The organism is Shewanella sp. MEBiC00475 (genome assembly GCF_005234075.1).
Taxonomy (GTDB): domain Bacteria; phylum Pseudomonadota; class Gammaproteobacteria; order Enterobacterales; family Shewanellaceae; genus Shewanella; species Shewanella polaris.
Genome location: NZ_CP039928.1, coordinates 4489596 through 4508341, shown reverse-complemented (window position 1 = coordinate 4508341; position 18746 = coordinate 4489596). Strand labels below are relative to the sequence as shown.

Here is an 18746-nt window from a genome sequence, read left to right as displayed (position 1 = left end):
CGGCTTCTGCTATTTTCACTGTTTAAAACCAATCTCACTGGGTAGATTGGTTGATATCAATAGACATTAGTCATTTAAAAGTGAGCTTCAACATGGCATTACCCGATAACATTATGCAAATAGTGACGCACCCTCTCCTTTCTCCTAAGCAAAAATCCAATTACTTGGCGCTAGAGGTTGAAAATAGTCTGCCGTATGTCGCGATGTCTGAAGTGGTGAGTAATGCGATGCAAGAAGGGGTTATTTGCGACATGTTTGAAGGTCACGCGCCGTTTAAACCGCGTTATGTATTGCCTGATTATGCTAAATACCTCAAGCAAGGCTCGGAACATTTAGAAATGTCGCCAGCCGAAGATTTTGATGATGCATTAAACTCGCTAATGGTGCTTTATCATCACGTACCATCGGTAACCAATATCCCCATTTTTTTAGGTCAATTAGATGTGCTATTAATGCCATTTGTGTCTGGGGTTAGTACCGATGATATTTATCGTAAATTAAAACGTTTTTGGATCTTACTCGACAGAACCCTACCCGATGCGTTTATGCATGTGAATATTGGCCCTATCGATAACATTATTAGCCGGCCCCTATTGCGAGTGGATGCTGAGTTAACGCAAATTGCACCTATATTAACGTTTCTGTACTACCCAAAGATAACGCCTGATGATTTATTACTGGTAGCGACCACCAATATTCGTCTGTGCAATAAGCCTCATCTTGCCAATTACCCGTTACATGCCGACACTTTCGATGAGCGTGGCTTTGGAATTGTCAGTTGTTTTCTGAGATGAATAGTCTTATCTTTTTGCAGAAAAAAATGCCCTCTCAGATTTGTCTGAGAGGGCATTAACTAAATCATGTAGTTAACGTAATCTAACTAATATAGGTTTGGCCGGCATACACAATGAAATGTCGTAGTGCTAAAACACCCGTTAAACTACAACATGCCACGGTCAACATCATCGCCTTGGTATGGCGGGTGCTTGACGGTAAAAACATTGATAAAATAGGAATACAAAATCCTATTCCCACGACGCCGTACCAAAATACACTGCCCCATACCTCTTGGCTTAATGATGCTAACGATTCAGCTGCCGCTCCGCCGGTAAAATACAGTGACGTAAACAACATGAACAGGAACATCATTTCTGTAATAATCACCGGTAAATCAAGCCCATGAAGTTTCATCATCTCGCCATCATGAGTACTGCTACCAAAACAGGTTATTGCCACAATGAGGTTGCCAGCAGCACCGGCAGATAAACCAGACGCTAAAAACAGTGCGGGTAGTATGGCAGTATTTAGCATCGGATAGGCATTCATTGCCGAGATTAAAAAGCCAGTATAAGCGCCTACACCAATAGCCAATACAAACAGTAATACTTCGATAAGTTTACGAAATGGCAACAGCATTTTCGCTATTGGGGTTAAAAATCCCAATTTCCATTTTGCAAGATCATCCCTGAATACAATTAAGGCATAGATAAACCCAAGCGGTGAATAAGCTAATAATGCAGCGACACCCATTGCCATCACCGAATCAAAATTATAATTAATTAGGATTAGCCAAAAGTGAAACGGTTTTGTTAAGTCAAACACTAAACACGCTAAGCCTAAACAAATTGCCACAGGGCCAATAATGGCTGAAGCTTTTAAGATTGGGCTTTCGATGCTTTTATCTTTGCTGTACCAACGCATACCAATACCAATGAGTACGCTACCTGCCGATAAACCGGCCATAAATAAGTAAATTGCGATGATCCAGTTCCAAATTAGTGGATCATATTGCGCCATGTCGCCCCATGTATTATTCATGATTCAATCCCTCCTCGTTTAGTCGGAATACGGTAAACTCGTGGTTTGGTGCCTAGGTGAGTTTTGTCTTGATAAGTTATTTTAGTATTTAGCAATAGTGCCACTTCACTTTCACTGTCGTTAGCATCGCCAAAATACAATGCATCTGTTGGACATGCTGTAACACAAGCGGGTTGCTCACCTCTGGCTAGGCGAGTGTCTTTACAGAAATTACACTTGTCTGCGGCCTTAGTGATTGGGTTGATAAAGCGAACTTTGTACGGACAAGCTGCCACACAATACATGCAACCTATGCACTTATCGTTATGAATAGACACTAATCCATTTTCATCAATGTAAGCGGCTCCAGTTGGGCAAACACTCACGCACGGAGCATCTTCACATTGTTGGCAAGACACACGATGATATTTAAAATGTAAATTAGGTGCCTCCCCATAAGGTCCTTCAACTCTTACTTGTAAACGCGTTACACCCTCAGGGACATTATTTTCACTCCGACAAGCTATGTTACAAGCTTGGCAGCCGATGCATTTATTTTCATCATGCACCATGACATATCGTTTGTTCATAGTAGACTCCAAATCAATTAATTACCGGCTAAACTCTTTCCAACTTAACGCCAGTTGTGTGTAAACACATGCCACACACAGGTGAGATGACATTAGGCAGTAAATTGCCGCAGTGAATACCCTTACCGCTTGCTTTTACCATTTCTTTATTTTTTGAACCAAAGCCCATATAAGCAAATACGGTGTCTTGACGAATGCCGGGAGTGACTAAGGCTGTGCCTTCTTCACTACCAACACTGCTGATTAATTTAATTGCGTCACCGCTGTGAATATTTAGCCGTCCTGCAGTTAAAGGGTGGATCCAAACCGCATTGTTAGACATAAGATTACTGAGCATTGGCACATTATGAGTTGCACCATTGGTATGTACCGCAACCTTGCCTTGTATAAAATACAATTCGTCTGCATTTTTGAGTTGCACACTACGATGTTTAATTACACCACGACCGGGTGCCATTTCTTCAACTTTGGCTGAGGTTAATTCAATTTTTCCACTGGGTGTTTTAAAGTGCATTGCGGTTGCATAAGTACCATCTTCATCGATAGTTCTAGCATTCGGATATGCATTAGCGAATTCTGCAACCATTTCTGGCTCACGTAACATCAGCGGTTTACCGTAACTGACGTAGCCTAATGTTTTGATTTTTTCCAATAGGCTGTGATCGCGATTGACTTGCATTAATTGCAACGTTTGAATGTTTTCCCAAGGATAAAACTCACCGAGTCCTAGTTGTTGGCCTAGTTCTCTAAAGATTTGCCAACTTGGACGAGTATCACCGATGATTTCAACTACGGGTTGGCGAACGTAATAAGCCGGATTTTTTCCCGATTTATCTGCGATATCTTCATCACGTTCTAAGTAGGTTGATTCTGGCAAAATATAGTCTGCAAATGCGGCTGTCTCACTGATATACAGTTCACATGACACCACTAAATCTAATGCTTTAAGTGATTGTTCTACTTTGGCCCTGTCTGTCAGTGTTTGCATTGGGTTGGTACGGCTCATTATCCAACCTTTAAGTTGATAAGGCTTAGCATTCAAAGTCGCATCTAATATCGTTTGATAAACCCCACCAGAAGACCACATCATGGCGTATTGTTTTTCAACTTGGTCAATACGAATTGCCGTTATTTTTGGCATTCCTTTTACACCGGGCTTTGCCAATGCTGGAGCAACATTTTCACCCGCAAGCTTGTTGTAACCGGGAGCCTTTTTCCCCATGTATATACCGCCTTTACGTTCAATATTGCCAATTAAAATATTGGCTGCATATATCGCGCGGCGCATATCGAACTCTTCAGTAGTAAAGGTTGCTCTATGACCAAAATCAACCACAGCATGCGGCGCATGGCTGGCATATTCGTGAGCAATCCGGCGGATAGCACTGGCTGAAACATCTGAAATGGTTTCGGCCCATTCAGGGGTATAGTCTTTTACTTCTGCAGCAAACTCGTCAAAACCTATAACATGCTTTTCAATAAAATCACGGTCGTACAAATTATCAACAATTAATACATTACATAGTGCTAACGCCACTGATACATCAGTACCTGGACGTATTGCATGCCATTCATCAGCTTTGTCTGCCACAATGGAAAATCGAGGTTCAAATACAACTAATTTGGCACCTTTATCCATTTGCGCTTGCATCATGCCTCTGGTTTCAGACATGTTAATGCCTTCATAAATGTTATGACCAAAGTTTATAATGTATTTAGAATTACTTAAATCGCGCTTCATTTTTGTGCCGAACATGGCTTTGGCGGCAACAACGTAAGCGCCAGGACATGTTGACGCGTGATTGAAAGTATTAGGTGTGCCGAATGCGGCAGCGAGATGAAATACATGATCAGAGTTCGAACCTGATTTAGATGAAAACGCAATGGATTCTGCGCCATATTGTTTTTTTATCTGATTCATTTTCGCGGCAATTTCTTTATAAGCATCGGCCCAAGATATTTCTGCCCATTTACCTTCGCCACGTTCACCAACCCGTTTTAAAGGTTTAACAATACGCTTTGGATCATAAAGTAAGCTATGACCTGCTCCACCTCGAGCACATACCTTACCGCCAAATGACTTTGCTTCTTTATTTCCCGTAATAAAGACATTTTTGCCATCCACAATCCGCGCTTTTATTGGACAGCGTGTGGAACACATTTCGCAAATACTGGCCACTTCAGAAGAAACACCTTTTAATGGCTCTCTTTCTATTGCAGCAATTGAACCGGGTAAAATACTTGCCAGAGCACAAGTCGCACTACTTGCACCTGCCCCCTTCAAAAAATGACGCCTATTTAACTGAATCATGATTGCCCCCTTCACCTTCATAATCTACAAAGCACGAAGTTATTACGGTTAACTGATGATTAATGGAATTTAGTAAACTAAAAAATGACTAAGCCCCATCGCTATGTACATTGTTAACCCACATGTAAATTAAGGGTATTGTGGTAAACCACATCCAAGATAATCATATGATTGACATCACGGTTTGAGCTCGCAAATATTGAGTTAACACAGAAAAATAGCAATTTCAGGATTAATTATTGAGGATTTTTGATACGTTAGAGGTTGAACAATTTAACAAGGAGAAAGAACACATCTGTTAGTAAATTATTGAATTAGCGGTTAATTGGTAATTCAATTAATACTCTACAACCGGTTTGCCAAGGTGAATCGGGATCATCTTCACATTTTGATAAGCTTATTTTGCCACCGAACGACATAATAACGTCATTACAAATGGCTAAGCCCAATCCTAAGCCATTTTCTTTCGTGGAAAAAAAGGTGGTTTTAAAATCATCTGCAGAGCAGGTTAAACCAATACCATTATCATAAATTTTCAGTTGCAGGGTATTATCTACAGAATGCGACTCAATTAGAATACGGTTGGTTATTTCACTTGAGATATCTCTTTCAGACATGGCATCAACTGCATTTTTTAATACATTTATTAGCACTTGGCAAAAGCCGACTTTGTCGCCGGTTAATTTGATGTCGGTATTGGTCAGTTGAGTGCTGAGTTTAATATTATGGCTTTTAAATTCATGTTCTAATAATTCTATAGTTACTTTTAGTTGTTCATGTACATAAAACTCGGTATTTTCTTCATTTTTGCGTTGTAATAGGCCTCTGATCCTATGCACGATTTCACCTGCACGGATAGATTGTTGGTGTATCTTATTGAGCAACTGATATTGAACCGAATTTTCTCCTACATTATTAGCTTGTTCGACCATGCCACCTTCACTGTATTGCGTAATAGCCGCAATAGGTTGGTTAAGTTCATGAGCTAATCCAGCACCAATTTCACCTAAAATAGCCGCACTTTGTAAACGTTCCAACTGTAATGCTTTGTTTTTCAATTGACGTTCTGTATTGACTAAATGCTCGCTCTTTTGTCTAAATCGGTATTCCAACCATAAATGATAAATAGTGGCGATAAAAAATAATCCTAATAAGCCAAAACCCCACTTTTGATTGAGCTTAATCCATTGCCAAACTTGTAAATGCACCGGAATTTTATTGGACTCTATATCAAGTTGTGTAAACAACTTAATCACTTCAAATTGACTAATGGGTGCAGCCCAACCACTATTCTGCCCTGCAATAGAGGCTGGATGGTTTGCACTAATTGACAATAAAGCACGCGTAATATCGGTCCTCACGTTTAATGGCACGGCATCTGATGAGGCAAACGACCAATTGGGATACAAAGAAGTGCTAACAGCACAATCATAACCTTCGGGCGTAACATCATTAATGACTCTAAAATTGCTCGGGTTAATGTAACCCTCTTCGACCATCTGTTCAAAAGTACAAAATGGTGTAATTGCAATTTCTGCTGTGCCATCACGTACGTGGTAAATTAATGGTTCAAGAGGAAAACCAACAAATGTCACGTTTGAGAAAAAATTGTTTGTTGAATATCCCTTGGAATTTATTAATCCCAATGCAGCTTGATAGCCACCTAGTGCACTAGGGTCGCTGGCGACTACTGAGTGACCCGAGAGATCGTCAAGTGTCATTAACGAGCTATCATTACGTACGATAATGGTCGCACCGATTGCAAATGTGTTGCCATGATGTTTGTCACTTTTCATGGTGGCCAACCACGAAATTGGAAAATCACTACTCATATTAAAGTAATGCCCAGGATTAGTGACCACAAACTGTACCTGACCACTGAGTAGCTGCTCGTTCATGTGGTTGAAATCCAATGGAACAACTTCAAAACTGGCATTGGGGACATGTTGAGTTAGATAGTTCATTAAGGGTTGCCAGCGAGCAATACTTTTTATCACACCATAATTGGCGAGTACCGCAACCCGATAGTGAACTTGAGAAGGAGCTTCACGTTGTGTTTGCTGCTGAACAAGGGGTTCAATACTGTCAGGTAGCAGAAGACCTTGTGCACAAAAAGTCCACAGAAAACTAGAGCTTAACAATAGCCACATTCCACAACGCATTAACGATCATCCAGAAAATAAATGTTAATAACACCCAATTAGTTCAGTCTAATGTAGCTTGCGCCGCAAAAAAGTTGCATGCGCCACAAAAACGAATCAAGAATTTGCTCAATGCATTACTTTGATTACACTGTATTTTAATTCATTAACTTCTGAGCAATGACTTTATAATCAAATGCAGAATTCTAAACATATTTACATGGTTGATGATGACTTGGCGATCCTTGATTCAATGCAATTTATGCTGTTGCAATATGGGTTTAATTTACATATCTATGATTCAGCTAATGCTTTTCTAGCCAATATCGATATAACCCAAGCTGGCTGCCTTATTGTTGATAGTAAAATGCCTGAAATAACGGGCCAAGAATTACAACAAAAACTGGTAGATGCTCAAAGCCCATTAGCCATTATATTTCTCACTGGTCATGGCGATCTGCCTATGGCGGTTCATGCTTTTCGACAAGGTGCATGTGACTTCTTTCAAAAACCAGTAAAAGGTACTGAGCTTGTCTGTGCCATTGAAAAAGCATTGACCACCAGCAATCTCACATTTGAAACAATGCAATTAAGAAAACGCTACAGCACACTAACAGATAGGGAAAATCAGGTACTTCATTTATTAATAGAGGGGAAGACCAATAAGCAGATGGCAGAAACCTTGTTTGTTTCATTGCGAACCATAGAAGTTCATCGTTCAAAAATCATTAAAAAACTCGATGTTCACAATGCTGCTGAATTAGCCAAATTTAGTCCCATCCTAGTTGATTAGTATGTGATTAAGTCACGCTATACCACGCCAATTTTCTTAACCATTCATGCCTTTTTGTTTGACTCTATTCAATGAATTAAACGTTCCCTCATTTGACAAACTCAGCTTAATCTAATTCAACGCCTATAGATTTAATACATTGATAATCCATTAGATATCAACTTTCCTCGTCGATATAGCTGTGCTTAAGTGTATTTCACATTTTTTATTTTAATCAGATCATCGTTAAATACTATTCTGATAGAATCCTAATAGATTCTTGTTTTGACTCTTAAATTGATAAGTCTTTTCAGTTGCTATTTGTCATTGAGGTCAAACGATTTAAAAACTCATCATAAATAGCCAAATATTGAGTTTTACTCACTTATGGTGACAATATTAACTGTCATTATTGTCAACGAGCCAATTGTGTCATTGAAAAAGTGATATTGATCATTCGTTTAAAATATACCTTACTTAATAATTTATTATTTTATAAATATTAAAACTTATTAAAACAACACCTTATATTTTAATTGCCTTTTTTATTATTACCTTACCGATGTTGGCCCAGCTATTGCTATTACTAAGTATGTTTGCAATCTATTTTACAGATTGAAACTAATTTAACTTAACCTTATTGGAGTAATTACATGACTGATTCAATCGTTTCTTTTCCACAATTAAACCGCCCTGCACCTGCATTTAATACCAAGACTACACATGGTATGCGTTCACTTACTGACTATAAAGGTAAGTGGTTAGTATTGTTCTCACACCCTGCTGATTTTACACCCGTTTGTACTACAGAATTTATGGGGTTTGCGCAACGTGCTGAAGAGTTCGCTCAACTTAATACCGAATTATTAGGTCTATCTATCGACAGTATTCATTCACACATTGCTTGGGTACGAAACATTGAAGAAAACTTCGGTGTTGAAATTACTTTCCCTATTATTTCTGACCTATCAATGGCCGTTGCTAAAGCTTATGGAATGATCCAACCCGGCGCCAGTGATACCGCCGCTGTTCGTGCAACCTTCATTATCGATCCTGAAGGTATATTACGTGCAATGGTGTATTACCCAATGAGCAATGGTCGCTCTGTTGATGAATTCGTTCGTTTAGTTAAAGCATTGCAAACCAGTGATGCAAATGGTGTTGCAACTCCAGAAAACTGGCAGCCTGGCGATCAAGTCATTGTACCGCCACCAGCAACAACTGCTGATGCAAAAGCCCGTTTAGACGAAGGATATGAATACACAGATTGGTATTTCAGTAAAAAATCACTTTAATTTTTTACCTGCACAGGGATACCAATCCCTGTGTCTTCTTTATATAGGATTGATAGGAGATTCGTGATGAATTCGACTTTTAGTGTCCATGAGTTTTTAGATGAAGACAGTGAAACATTTACCTATGTTGTTGCCGATAATGCGACTTCATATGCAGTGATTATTGATCCTGTTTTAGACTTCGATTATAAATCTGGCCGTACTGATACCCGCAGTGCACAGCGTGTTTTACATTGGATTGAACGTCAAAACTTGACGGTTCAATGGATATTAGAAACTCACGCCCATGCTGATCATTTATCTGCCGCAAGTTTTCTGCGTGATAAAATTGGCTGTAAAATTGGTATTGGTCAACACATCATTAAAGTACAAGATACCTTTAAAACAATTTTTAACTTAGAGACTGATTTTCTTCCTAATGGCAGCCAATTTGATCGTCTATTTAATAATAATGATCTCTTACAACTAGGTAATACCTCGATCCGCATTATGCACACACCGGGTCATACTCCAGCCGATTTAGCTTATATTGTGAATGAACAAGCCGCTTTTGTTGGCGATACTATGTTTATGCCCGATGTGGGTACCGCTAGATGTGATTTCCCAGGAGGTGATGCCAACACCTTATTCGATTCAATTCAAACCATATTCAGCTTGCCTGATACAACCGATATTTACGTATGTCATGACTACCCTACTGAAGGTCGAGACCACCAATTTAAAACCCAAGTAAGCCTGCAAAAACAATATAATATTCATGTTAATAATAAGGTATCAAAAGCAGACTTTGTTGCACTTCGTGAAAAACGAGATGCCACCTTACCTATGCCAAGGCTAATAATTCCGGCAATACAGGTAAACATTAGAGCAGGACAAATGCCAGCGGCAGAAGACAATGGCACTGTGTATTTAAAAATCCCCATTAATCTACTTTAAGCCTAAGAGTAATCAAGATGATACAAGCAATCATAGGTGCATTATTAATAGGTTTAGTGCTGAGCATGTTGGGTTCTGGTGGCTCAATTCTTACGGTTCCAGTGTTGCTATATCTCATTGGTATGCAGCCAGAATTAGCGATTGCCTCATCATTATGCATCGTTGGTGCAATCAGTGTAGTCAGTAGTATTGGGTTTATTAAACAAAAAAAGGTCTCTTGGCCTCATGTTTTTTTGTTTGGGTTACCTGGTATGGCAGGCACTTATATAGGTGCATGGGCAAGTACCTTTTTCAATAGTGACATACAACTCACGGTGTTTGTGGTTTTGATGCTCGTTGGCGCGGTAATGATGTGGCGTAATCAATCTGGCAGATGTAAAGCAGGCACCAAGCTGAATATCGTTAAAATCCTGACACAAGGATTGGCTGTGGGTGTCGTCACTGGCTTTGTGGGTGTCGGCGGTGGTTTTCTCATTGTGCCAGCACTGGTATTGCTTGGTGGTATTGAAATGTGGCTGGCCATTGGCACTAGCTTATTGATTATTTCGATGAACTCACTGATTGGTTTTGTTAAATATTACAGTTTGCTTTCAGACAAAGGGCTTCAATTTGATTGGTCGGTTATTGGCATCATGATTGCTGGCGGACTTGTAGGCAGCATGGCTGGTCAATGGGTAAGCCAGTATGTTCCTAAAGCCATTTTACAAAAAGTATTTGCGGTCTTTTTGGTGTTAATGGCGATATTTATTTTTATTAAATCTGTTATTTAATTCTTGAGGTAAACATGAAAACAGCTAGACAGTACATTAGTGATATCAAAGCGAATATCCTCGAAGTGACAACTCAAGAGTTACTCACTGCAATGCTTAACCCTGAAGCCGTTATTATTGATGTTCGTGAACATGAAGAGTTTATCACTGGCCATGTTGAAGGGGCGGTGAATTTTCCTCGCGGCGTATTAGAGATGAAAATACAAGAACACCCTTTGGTGAGTCATCACTGTGAAGCATCAATGGCATTAGAAGAGTTAGCAAACAAGGATATTTACCTTATTTGTCGTTCTGGTGGACGCTCCGCACTTGCTGCTGAATCATTGCAGAATATGGGCTTTAGCAGACCTCTTTCTGTAGCCGGTGGTATGATGCAATGGCAACAGGATGGTTTTCCGTTGGTGAGTTATAAGGCCTAAAGTAATACAACACGAACCGGGTTATGCTGGTTCGTGTTAGTTGGTGATATTAGTTAGTTATATTAGTTGGTGATATTAGTTACTTATATTAGTTACTTATATTAGTTGGTTATCTTGGTTATTCTCGAGTATTACAACTGATTAAGCGGTATTTTAAGGTAATAGTTACCGGTAGCTTCTGCTGGAGGCATATTGCCTGCACGAATATTAAATTGTATTACGGGCAATAATAAAGGCTGGATATCTGAATCAACATGGCGTTGCTGATGTAACTTAACAAACTCAGCAAGGGTTGCTTTACCACCAACCACACTGTTATAACGTTTTTGCGCTATAACGGATGTTTCTAACACCTCATCGGCGCGTTTTTCTGCAAGCTTATTATGTCCGACGAACACCCGAGTACAATTTGGCAATGCCAATATTCGCTGAATGGAATGGTATAAAGTGGTTGTGCTGCTATCTGGAAAGTCTACATTTACAGTACCCAACTCTGGGGTTGATAAGGTATCGCCGACAAACACGGCATCTTCAATAAGATAACTTACACAGGCAGGTGTATGCCCAGGTGTATACATGATATGAATATCTAAATGACCCAGTTTAATGAGTTCTTCATCGGTAAACAGTTGATCAAACTGTTCACCATTGCACTTAAAACTGTCATCTAAATTAAGTAATCGTTTAAAGGTATGCTGAATTTGGGTAATGTGTTCGCCAATTCCTGTCATCCCCCCACGTTGTTTCTTGATATAACACGCAGCTGACACATGATCACAATGAGCATGTGTTTCTAAAATCCATTCAATTTCAAATCCATTATTGTCAATATGATCTATGATGCTATCGGCAAAACCAGTGCTTATTGTGCCAGATGCTATATCAAAATCTAAAACTGGATCAATAACCGCACTTTGACAAGTCGCAAGATCGGTCACCACATAGGTAACTGTATGGCTAGCTGGATGATAAAAAGGATCAATCCGGATTTTACTCATGACAAATTAACTCCCAACAAAATACATAATGCATTTGTTAGATAACACTTCAGATAAAAATTAACCTACATTTGCAACATCATTTCGACAACGACGGTGAAGGCTTAATTGCGACAGCTTAATATTAAATTAAACCATTATCATAAACTGCGCATGACGTCGCAATAAGTAGCAAATAACGACACGATAATGAAATGTGTATGACTTAGGTTTGGTGTAGTAGGGCTTAACAACAGTTAAGCCCTACGTAACACTAGGATATTCTATTCATGCATTAATTCTATTGTTTCAGCTTTGTTGTAGTTGTCATCGATTGAGCTGGATTACTGATCACCTTTTGCAATGAAAATGCCCCGCGAATATCACCTAGAGCAAAGTTAACTGCTTTATCATTTGGGTAGGTTTTGTTTATCAATGCACTCACGTCAGGTTCAACATTGCTACCATGACAACCTAAGCATAATTCCTGAGTCGGTATTGCTTTCATATAACGAAAATGGGTTTCCCCATCATTGACAATATATTCACTCGCAATGATGGGTTTATCAGCAGCCTGTTGCCCTGAAGCGTTAATAACTTCAAATTTTTGTAATTGGGTTAACTCCCAAGCATCAGGCGTATTTTCTGAATTACGCATCCGTAAACTGGTGCGCTTCAGTGTCCATCCTTCTTTAGCGTTCTCAGCGGCAATGGCTGGCGCGACAGAGTGACACACCGACACGGCATTAATTAATCCACCTTGTTTAATTGCTGCTTTTAACTGGCCTTTTAATGCTTGGCTAAAGTCAGCAATACGTTGGTTAGCTTGTTGTTCAAGTGTTTGCTGCTCAGTGAGTGATTCAGCCTGCCCTATTGTCGAAATGCTCATAAACATGATTAGCCCAGTCATTTGGCCAGATTTTATCCATGAGTTAGTTTGTTTGTGTGTTAAGCGCATTATTCGTCATCCTTTGTTTCTAGTCGAGTTATCCCCATGAGTTTGAGGCCATATTTTTCATAAAGTGGTTCACTACTTCCGGTTTTCATTTTACGTAAAAAATATTTCTCAAAACCAATTTTAGCTAAATGTGCCCATTTACCTTTAGCAAACCATGACACATTCCTTGGGGCTATTTGTGGGATAGCCACGAATACCGCACCAGTGTCCCCCATGTCAGCAATACAAATCGCATTCCAAGTCCCTTTACTTTTAGGTGCAACATTTTCAACAATAATGCTATGCAGGTTATGGGCTATGGCGGTCATCATTGACTCGATCATATATCCTGTTTTAGGCATTCCCGTTGGTACTGGAGTCACTTCTGCAGGCGGAATTGCGACACAAACCCCTCCCGCAAAAATATTGTTAAATCTTGGTGATTGTTGATGCTCGTCTGTAATGACAAAACCTTTGCCATTGCATAAACCTTCTACATTGGCGACGGCATCAATACCGGCAAACGGTGGAATTAACATTGCGTGATTAAATGGCAGTGAGTGTGAAAGGTAAAGATCTCCTTTACGATCTAGTTCAGATATGTGCATGGTTCCTTGTTCAATATTGTCGACACTCGCGTTACATATCCATTTAATATCTCGCTGACGTAACTCAGATTCGAGCATTGATTTTGAATCACCGACACCGTCTAGTCCTAAATGGCCCACATAAGGCTCACTGGTGACAAAATGAATTGGCACTTTATTCCTGATACCTGCATCACGTAATACTTTGTCTAATATGAACACATATTCATAAGCTGGTCCAAAACAACTGGCACCTTGAAATGACCCCACTATCACTGGACCTGGTTTTGCTAATAGCTTATCTACATCGATTTTGCAGGTTAACGCATGTTCCAGTGAACATACTGATTGAGTAAAGTGTTCTGGCCCTGCTCCAGGTATGCTGTTAAACGCCAACTTAGGTCCTGTGGCAATGACTAAATAGTCATAGTCAATAATGTCATTATCAGCGGTAATCAGTTGGTTTTGTTCAGCATCAATTTGAGTGACAAAAGCACATTTAAAATCAATATCTTTTTTAGCCAAATATTTTGCTATTGGTATAGATATCGCTTCGGGTTCTCGCCAACCCACTGCAACCCAAGGATTAGACGGTACAAAGCGGAAGTTTTCACGCTCATTAACCATTAACACCTGATGATCTTTACCTAGGATATCTTTAATTTCATACGCAGCAGGCATACCACCAGTACCTGCGCCGAGCACAACAACCTTCGCCATTGAGTATTCTCCCCATTTTATGCTCTACTAACCAATATGGTCAGGAAACATATAACAAGATGAATACAAACCTTGTGCCAGATCACACAAATAATATAAATACAATATAATCAGCTAGTTAAAATACATTGATATTTATATGATGCACATGCTAGGTTATAAAGTGACAAATATGACATTGCTGTGACAATTATCGTGTTAGATTGTGCTAAAAATGTCATTTAGATATTAACGGCTAGATGCGTACTGCAAACGAGAGCAATAAATGAATAACACTACTGTTGTGCAATCCATGATCAACGCGATTGATAAACCAGCGATATTTATTTCACCTGATTATGTTATTCATGCTGTTAATCAAGCCTATATAGAAACCTACGACACCCAAGTTATTTTAGGTCAAAGTCGCTGTCATCAGATATCACATCATAGTGACGAACCTTGTGATAAACATGGCGAAGAGTGTCCGCTACAACAATGCCAAAGCACGCAAAGGGCTGCCAATGCGGTGCATATTCATAGCACCGCACAGGGTAAGTCATATTGCGATATTTTAATGAAACCCATTAAAGACAGCAGTGGAGAAATATTAGGGTTTCTGGAGATTTTAGATGCTATCGATTATGCGTCAACAGAATCTAAAAAAGGCACCATGGTGGGTCAGTCTGTGCCATTTAAACAAATGCTCAACAGAATTAACCGAGCATCTCAATCCAGCATTGCTGTGCTATTACAAGGTGAAACTGGTGCAGGTAAAGAATTAGTCGCCAAAGCAGTGCATCAGGCCAGTAGCCGAAATGATAAACCGTTTGTGGTCATTGAATGTACCGGACTCAGTGAAAACCTATTTGAAAGTGAATTATTTGGTTACGAAAAAGGTGCCTTTACCGGCGCAACAACCAGTAAAAAGGGTCTGATTGAGATAGCCCATGGTGGTACGGTATTTTTTGATGAAATTGGTGATGTTCCGTTGAACATGCAAGTAAAATTGCTTAGGTTACTCGAAACCCAATGTTATCGAGCCGTCGGCGGATTAAAACAAAAACGCTCTGACTTTAGATTAGTCAGTGCTAGTCATAAAAATTTATTGGATTTGGTTGAAAAAGGTGAATTTAGACGTGATCTATATTATCGCATTGCAGGATTTCCCATTTACTTACCCTCGTTACGTGAACGCCATGATGACATTCCAGGACTCGTTAAGCATTTTATAAAGTATTCTGAATACAAACATAAAAAGTTTTCGGTCAATGCTTTAACTTTACTGAGCCGCTATGCATTCCCTGGTAATATTCGGGAATTAAAAAATATTATTGAACAAGCGGCACTGATAGCCAACGAAGATACTATCCACAGCAATGATTTACCTGAAAGTGTACAACTAACAGTAACAAGTGATGTCGTTAACACCAATACAGACACAGAAATAGTGACTTTAGATGACATGGAGTGTGCATATCTTTCTCAAATATGCTCGCAATATCAGGGATCACCAGCTGAGTTAGCCATAACACTGAATATTAGTGTGCGTACTTTATATCGTAAATTACAGCGCTATGGCTTAAAGCTTACAACGCTGTAATAACAATATCTCCACCATCGTTATCATTAATGATGATGATGCATTATTGAGTGCTTTTTACAGCAACGTTTCATTGTAGCTGTTTCATTTGCCAATTCAGATTCAGACTCGCAGCAACGTTTATGTGTCCCCGAGTCAGATTGATTATGGCAGCCTTCCTCACCATGCGCATGATGTTCATGCTCATGTCCATGTTCATGTTCATGGTTACAACAACCACCATTGGCCTTCTTAGCAATATTATTGATTGATGGACGCCCCTGACTTGCCTCGGTAAATGGCTCACAGTCTGCTAAATTAGCACCTGCAAAATACTCTATTGCTGTGCGACCATTTTTTGCATGAAATACACTCAATTGTTGGCTTAATAATTTAGATAACAGTTGTTGACCAATGTTACGCACGATGACGCGATCCGCTCCATTTGCCAGTATCATGCTGACTAATTGTTGCTTACCCTCACATCCTTCAGTTAACGCTGGGTTCACAAAGCGCCCTTTTACTTGGCCTTGCTCATCGATAAATAGCATCTCATCGGCACGACTAAAGTGGTTGGCAATATGTTGATCTTTCATTGGTATGGCGGTAATCATAATTTCTCCTCATGTGCATTTTGCATTAACAACGCTTTACCATTGGTTAAGCAGTCCATTAATTTAAAACGCGCAAGCTTAAGTACATTAGCTAACGTTTGACGTGACACTCCCATTTGAATAGCCGCTTGTTGCTGTTGCATTTTTAACAAGTCAACTAAACGCAATGCTTCAAACTCATCGCTATCCATTGCAATGTTTTCAAGTTTGTCCATCGGAATACCATTGGGCTTGAAACAGCTTTTAGCTGGTCCCCCACAAATTGTTCGCTGAATTTTCGGTCTTGACATAATCAACTCATGTTTGTTGGCATATGCTATATATACACCTATAAGTGGCATATGCCAATTATAATTTGTATTTTGTGATCGATTGCACTCTTTATGTAAACATGATTTTTTTGTCCATAAATGGCTGTAAATATGGCTGATAAACAATCAATAATAACGAGTTATACTAATCTCAAAGCCCTTAGCATTTAATGCTTGGTAAGCATTTCCATTGGGTTGAATATTGAGGTGTGAGTAAATCACGGCGCATGGCCCATTTTTGTTGTATCCCTTGAGCGGCGAGAAACACCGTATCGCGTCCATATCGTTGGTTGATGCCGTCAAGCGTGTGCATCAAGGCATAATTGACTTTAGCGGTATTAAACAAATCAAATTGAAAGTTTTTCTCGCTGGCTAAATCAACCAAGCCCACACCAATTTTGTAATAGCGTACACCTTGGCGAAATAATCTAGGAGCGGCTTCTGTCATGGCTTTGGTGAGTTCAATGGTGCAATGAGTTGGACATGGAAAATGTACGATAACTTTATAACTCACAGGCCGTTCGTCATGGGGCGAATTACTGGCAAACAACAACATAGTTTTACAATGTGAGCCTTGTTGACGGGCTTTAGTTGCCGCAATGCCAACATGTTTACTCAATGCTTGTAATAGCGATTCAACATCGCAAATACGTTCACCCACGCTACGAGTGGAGAAAATTTGTTTCTTATCTGCCCTAGCCTCATCCCATTGTTTGCACACTTGGCCATTTAGCTCACGAACCGTGCGTTCGATTTCAATACTAAATTGTTTTCTCGCGAGACTCGGAGGCATGGAAGCGAGATCATGTGCGCTGCGAATGTTCATCAATTCAAGCTTTTTACTAATACGTCTGCCAATTCCCCATACCTCCTTTACGGCAAGTTGGCGTAAAATATCATTACGTTGCTGCGCCGTTTCGATAACGCACACACCTTTATACCCCGGTATTTTTTTAGCGGCGTGATTGGCAATTTTTGCTAAGGTTAACGTTTGCCCCATTCCCACACAAACCGCTAAACGGGCTTCTTTCCATACTGCGCGTCGGATTAACTGGCCTTGGGTATACAGACATTTGATAGCGGGATAACAATGTTTAAAAGAGAGGAAGCTTTCATCAATTGAATACACATGCTGCTCTGGCGCAAAACGGCCTATTATCGCCATCATTTTTGCTGATAAGTCGGCATAGAGCTCATAATTAGACGAACACACGATGACATTACGTTGAGCACATAATGCTTTAACTTGAAAATAGGGTAAAAACTTTTCAATACCGGCCTCTTTTGCTTGCCGGTTAGCCGCGACAATGCAGCCATCATTATTGCTCAGTACAATAATCGGTCTGCCGCGCCAATCAGGGCGAAAAACCTGTTCTGCACTACAATAAAATGCATTGGCATCGACTAAGGCAAACATTGTTATTTACCCTTTTTTGCTGATAAACAGTGGACTTTGACGATGACAACGAATTGAGCGGATCACCACACCTTCGATGCTAAAGTCATCATAGTCGCATATGGTTACGGGTAAATGTTGCTCATTAGATGACACCAACATTCGTCGTTGCATGTCGATAATTTTACACACAAACTCACCATTAAAATTAGCCACTATCACATCCCCGCTTTTTGCAGTTTCATGGCGATCAACAATCAATAAGTCACCATCGAATATTCCCACACCTTGCATCGACTCGCCTTCGGCTAAGCCGATAAAAGTGGAACTTGGGTGCTGAACTAACATCTCATCAAGACTGAGGCTTAATTGAAGGTACTCGGCTGCAGGTGACTCAAAACCGGTAATGCCGGCACTGGCTGCAATGGGAATGACGCGCATATGACAACCTCTAATATGAAATAGATATTGTATAAAAATATACTGTATAAATAAACAGTGTATATTAGCGTTAAATTTTGTCAGTGCAAGCTTATTTGATTTGAACCGAGACAAGCAGCAGTTATTTTCAATTGTTAGCGCCATTTTTATTGTCATCTACACGCGACCGCG

Annotated in this window: 17 protein-coding genes and 1 pseudogene; 7 read left to right on the top strand and 11 right to left on the bottom strand. The window is 39.8% G+C overall.

Annotated elements, in window-relative coordinates; all coding sequences use genetic code 11:
* Nucleotides 1-92 precede the first annotated feature (92 nt).
* Nucleotides 93-785: pseudogene (locus FCN25_RS19960) on the top strand (glycyl radical enzyme domain-containing protein); the annotation flags it as partial.
* A gap of 91 nt (nucleotides 786-876) precedes the next feature.
* On the opposite strand, the gene nrfD reads toward FCN25_RS19960, so the two are convergent.
* The 4 genes from nrfD to FCN25_RS19940 form a co-directional block, all read right to left on the bottom strand.
* On the bottom strand, nucleotides 877-1818 hold the full coding sequence (nrfD, locus tag FCN25_RS19955) for an NrfD/PsrC family molybdoenzyme membrane anchor subunit (protein WP_137227095.1): 942 nt from the start codon (nucleotides 1816-1818) through the stop codon (nucleotides 877-879).
* Nucleotides 1815-2387 carry a 4Fe-4S dicluster domain-containing protein gene (locus tag FCN25_RS19950; protein WP_137227094.1) on the bottom strand — a complete coding sequence of 191 codons (573 nt, stop codon included), beginning with the start codon at nucleotides 2385-2387 and terminating at the stop codon, nucleotides 1815-1817. The genes nrfD and FCN25_RS19950 overlap by 4 nt, the downstream gene beginning before the upstream one ends.
* 28 nt (nucleotides 2388-2415) lie before the next feature.
* Nucleotides 2416-4698 carry a thiosulfate reductase PhsA gene (gene phsA / locus FCN25_RS19945; RefSeq protein ID WP_137227093.1) on the bottom strand — a complete coding sequence of 761 codons (2283 nt, stop codon included), beginning with the start codon at nucleotides 4696-4698 and terminating at the stop codon, nucleotides 2416-2418.
* 314 nt (nucleotides 4699-5012) lie between these two features.
* The gene (locus FCN25_RS19940; RefSeq protein ID WP_137227092.1) at nucleotides 5013-6848 is read right to left on the bottom strand and encodes a PhnD/SsuA/transferrin family substrate-binding protein; all 1836 of its coding nucleotides are present in this window, start codon (nucleotides 6846-6848) and stop codon (nucleotides 5013-5015) included.
* Between the two features lie 187 nt (nucleotides 6849-7035).
* Between FCN25_RS19940 and FCN25_RS19935 the strand changes: the two genes are divergently transcribed.
* From FCN25_RS19935 to FCN25_RS19915, 5 genes are all read left to right on the top strand, one after another.
* A complete protein-coding gene (locus FCN25_RS19935; RefSeq protein WP_137227091.1) occupies nucleotides 7036-7632 on the top strand; it encodes a response regulator transcription factor in 597 nt (198 codons plus the stop codon).
* A 632-nt stretch (nucleotides 7633-8264) separates the two neighbouring features.
* Entirely contained in the window at nucleotides 8265-8906 is a 642-nt protein-coding gene (locus tag FCN25_RS19930; protein WP_137227090.1) for a peroxiredoxin, read from the top strand.
* Between the two features lie 66 nt (nucleotides 8907-8972).
* Entirely contained in the window at nucleotides 8973-9842 is an 870-nt protein-coding gene (locus tag FCN25_RS19925) for an MBL fold metallo-hydrolase (protein WP_137227089.1), read from the top strand.
* Between the two features lie 17 nt (nucleotides 9843-9859).
* On the top strand, nucleotides 9860-10612 hold the full coding sequence (locus tag FCN25_RS19920) for a sulfite exporter TauE/SafE family protein (RefSeq protein WP_175405909.1): 753 nt from the start codon (nucleotides 9860-9862) through the stop codon (nucleotides 10610-10612).
* 14 nt (nucleotides 10613-10626) lie between these two features.
* On the top strand, nucleotides 10627-11031 hold the full coding sequence (locus FCN25_RS19915; RefSeq protein ID WP_137227088.1) for a rhodanese-like domain-containing protein: 405 nt from the start codon (nucleotides 10627-10629) through the stop codon (nucleotides 11029-11031).
* Between the two features lie 131 nt (nucleotides 11032-11162).
* Here the strand turns inward: FCN25_RS19915 and FCN25_RS19910 are convergent, their stop codons facing one another.
* From FCN25_RS19910 to FCN25_RS19900, 3 genes are all read right to left on the bottom strand, one after another.
* The gene (locus tag FCN25_RS19910; RefSeq protein ID WP_137227087.1) at nucleotides 11163-12029 is read right to left on the bottom strand and encodes an MBL fold metallo-hydrolase; all 867 of its coding nucleotides are present in this window, start codon (nucleotides 12027-12029) and stop codon (nucleotides 11163-11165) included.
* Between the two features lie 280 nt (nucleotides 12030-12309).
* Nucleotides 12310-12966, bottom strand: coding sequence for a DUF3365 domain-containing protein (locus tag FCN25_RS19905; protein WP_137227086.1), 657 nt, complete (start codon nucleotides 12964-12966; stop codon nucleotides 12310-12312).
* Nucleotides 12966-14252 (bottom strand): NAD(P)/FAD-dependent oxidoreductase, encoded by a 1287-nt coding sequence (locus tag FCN25_RS19900; protein ID WP_137227085.1) that lies wholly within the window; start codon nucleotides 14250-14252, stop codon nucleotides 12966-12968. The genes FCN25_RS19905 and FCN25_RS19900 overlap by 1 nt, the downstream gene beginning before the upstream one ends.
* Before the next feature lie 265 nt (nucleotides 14253-14517).
* Between FCN25_RS19900 and FCN25_RS19895 the strand changes: the two genes are divergently transcribed.
* Nucleotides 14518-15834 carry a sigma-54-dependent Fis family transcriptional regulator gene (locus FCN25_RS19895; protein ID WP_254693693.1) on the top strand — a complete coding sequence of 439 codons (1317 nt, stop codon included), beginning with the start codon at nucleotides 14518-14520 and terminating at the stop codon, nucleotides 15832-15834.
* Nucleotides 15835-15860: 26 nt separating this feature from the next.
* On the opposite strand, the gene FCN25_RS19890 is transcribed toward FCN25_RS19895, so the two are convergent.
* The 4 genes from FCN25_RS19890 to FCN25_RS19875 all read right to left on the bottom strand — a co-directional run bounded on the left by FCN25_RS19890 (nucleotide 15861) and on the right by FCN25_RS19875 (nucleotide 18575).
* A complete protein-coding gene (locus FCN25_RS19890) occupies nucleotides 15861-16427 on the bottom strand; it encodes a NifB/NifX family molybdenum-iron cluster-binding protein (RefSeq protein ID WP_137227084.1) in 567 nt (188 codons plus the stop codon).
* Nucleotides 16424-16717: a DUF134 domain-containing protein gene (locus tag FCN25_RS19885; protein WP_137227083.1), complete on the bottom strand. Its 294-nt coding sequence runs from the start codon at nucleotides 16715-16717 to the stop codon at nucleotides 16424-16426. Before FCN25_RS19885 ends, FCN25_RS19890 begins: the two co-directional genes overlap by 4 nt.
* Before the next feature lie 181 nt (nucleotides 16718-16898).
* Nucleotides 16899-18155, bottom strand: a complete 1257-nt coding sequence (locus FCN25_RS19880) for a Y-family DNA polymerase (protein ID WP_137227082.1) — start codon at nucleotides 18153-18155, stop codon at nucleotides 16899-16901.
* Between the two features lie 6 nt (nucleotides 18156-18161).
* Entirely contained in the window at nucleotides 18162-18575 is a 414-nt protein-coding gene (locus FCN25_RS19875; protein ID WP_137227081.1) for a LexA family transcriptional regulator, read from the bottom strand.
* Nucleotides 18576-18746: the final 171 nt, after the last annotated feature.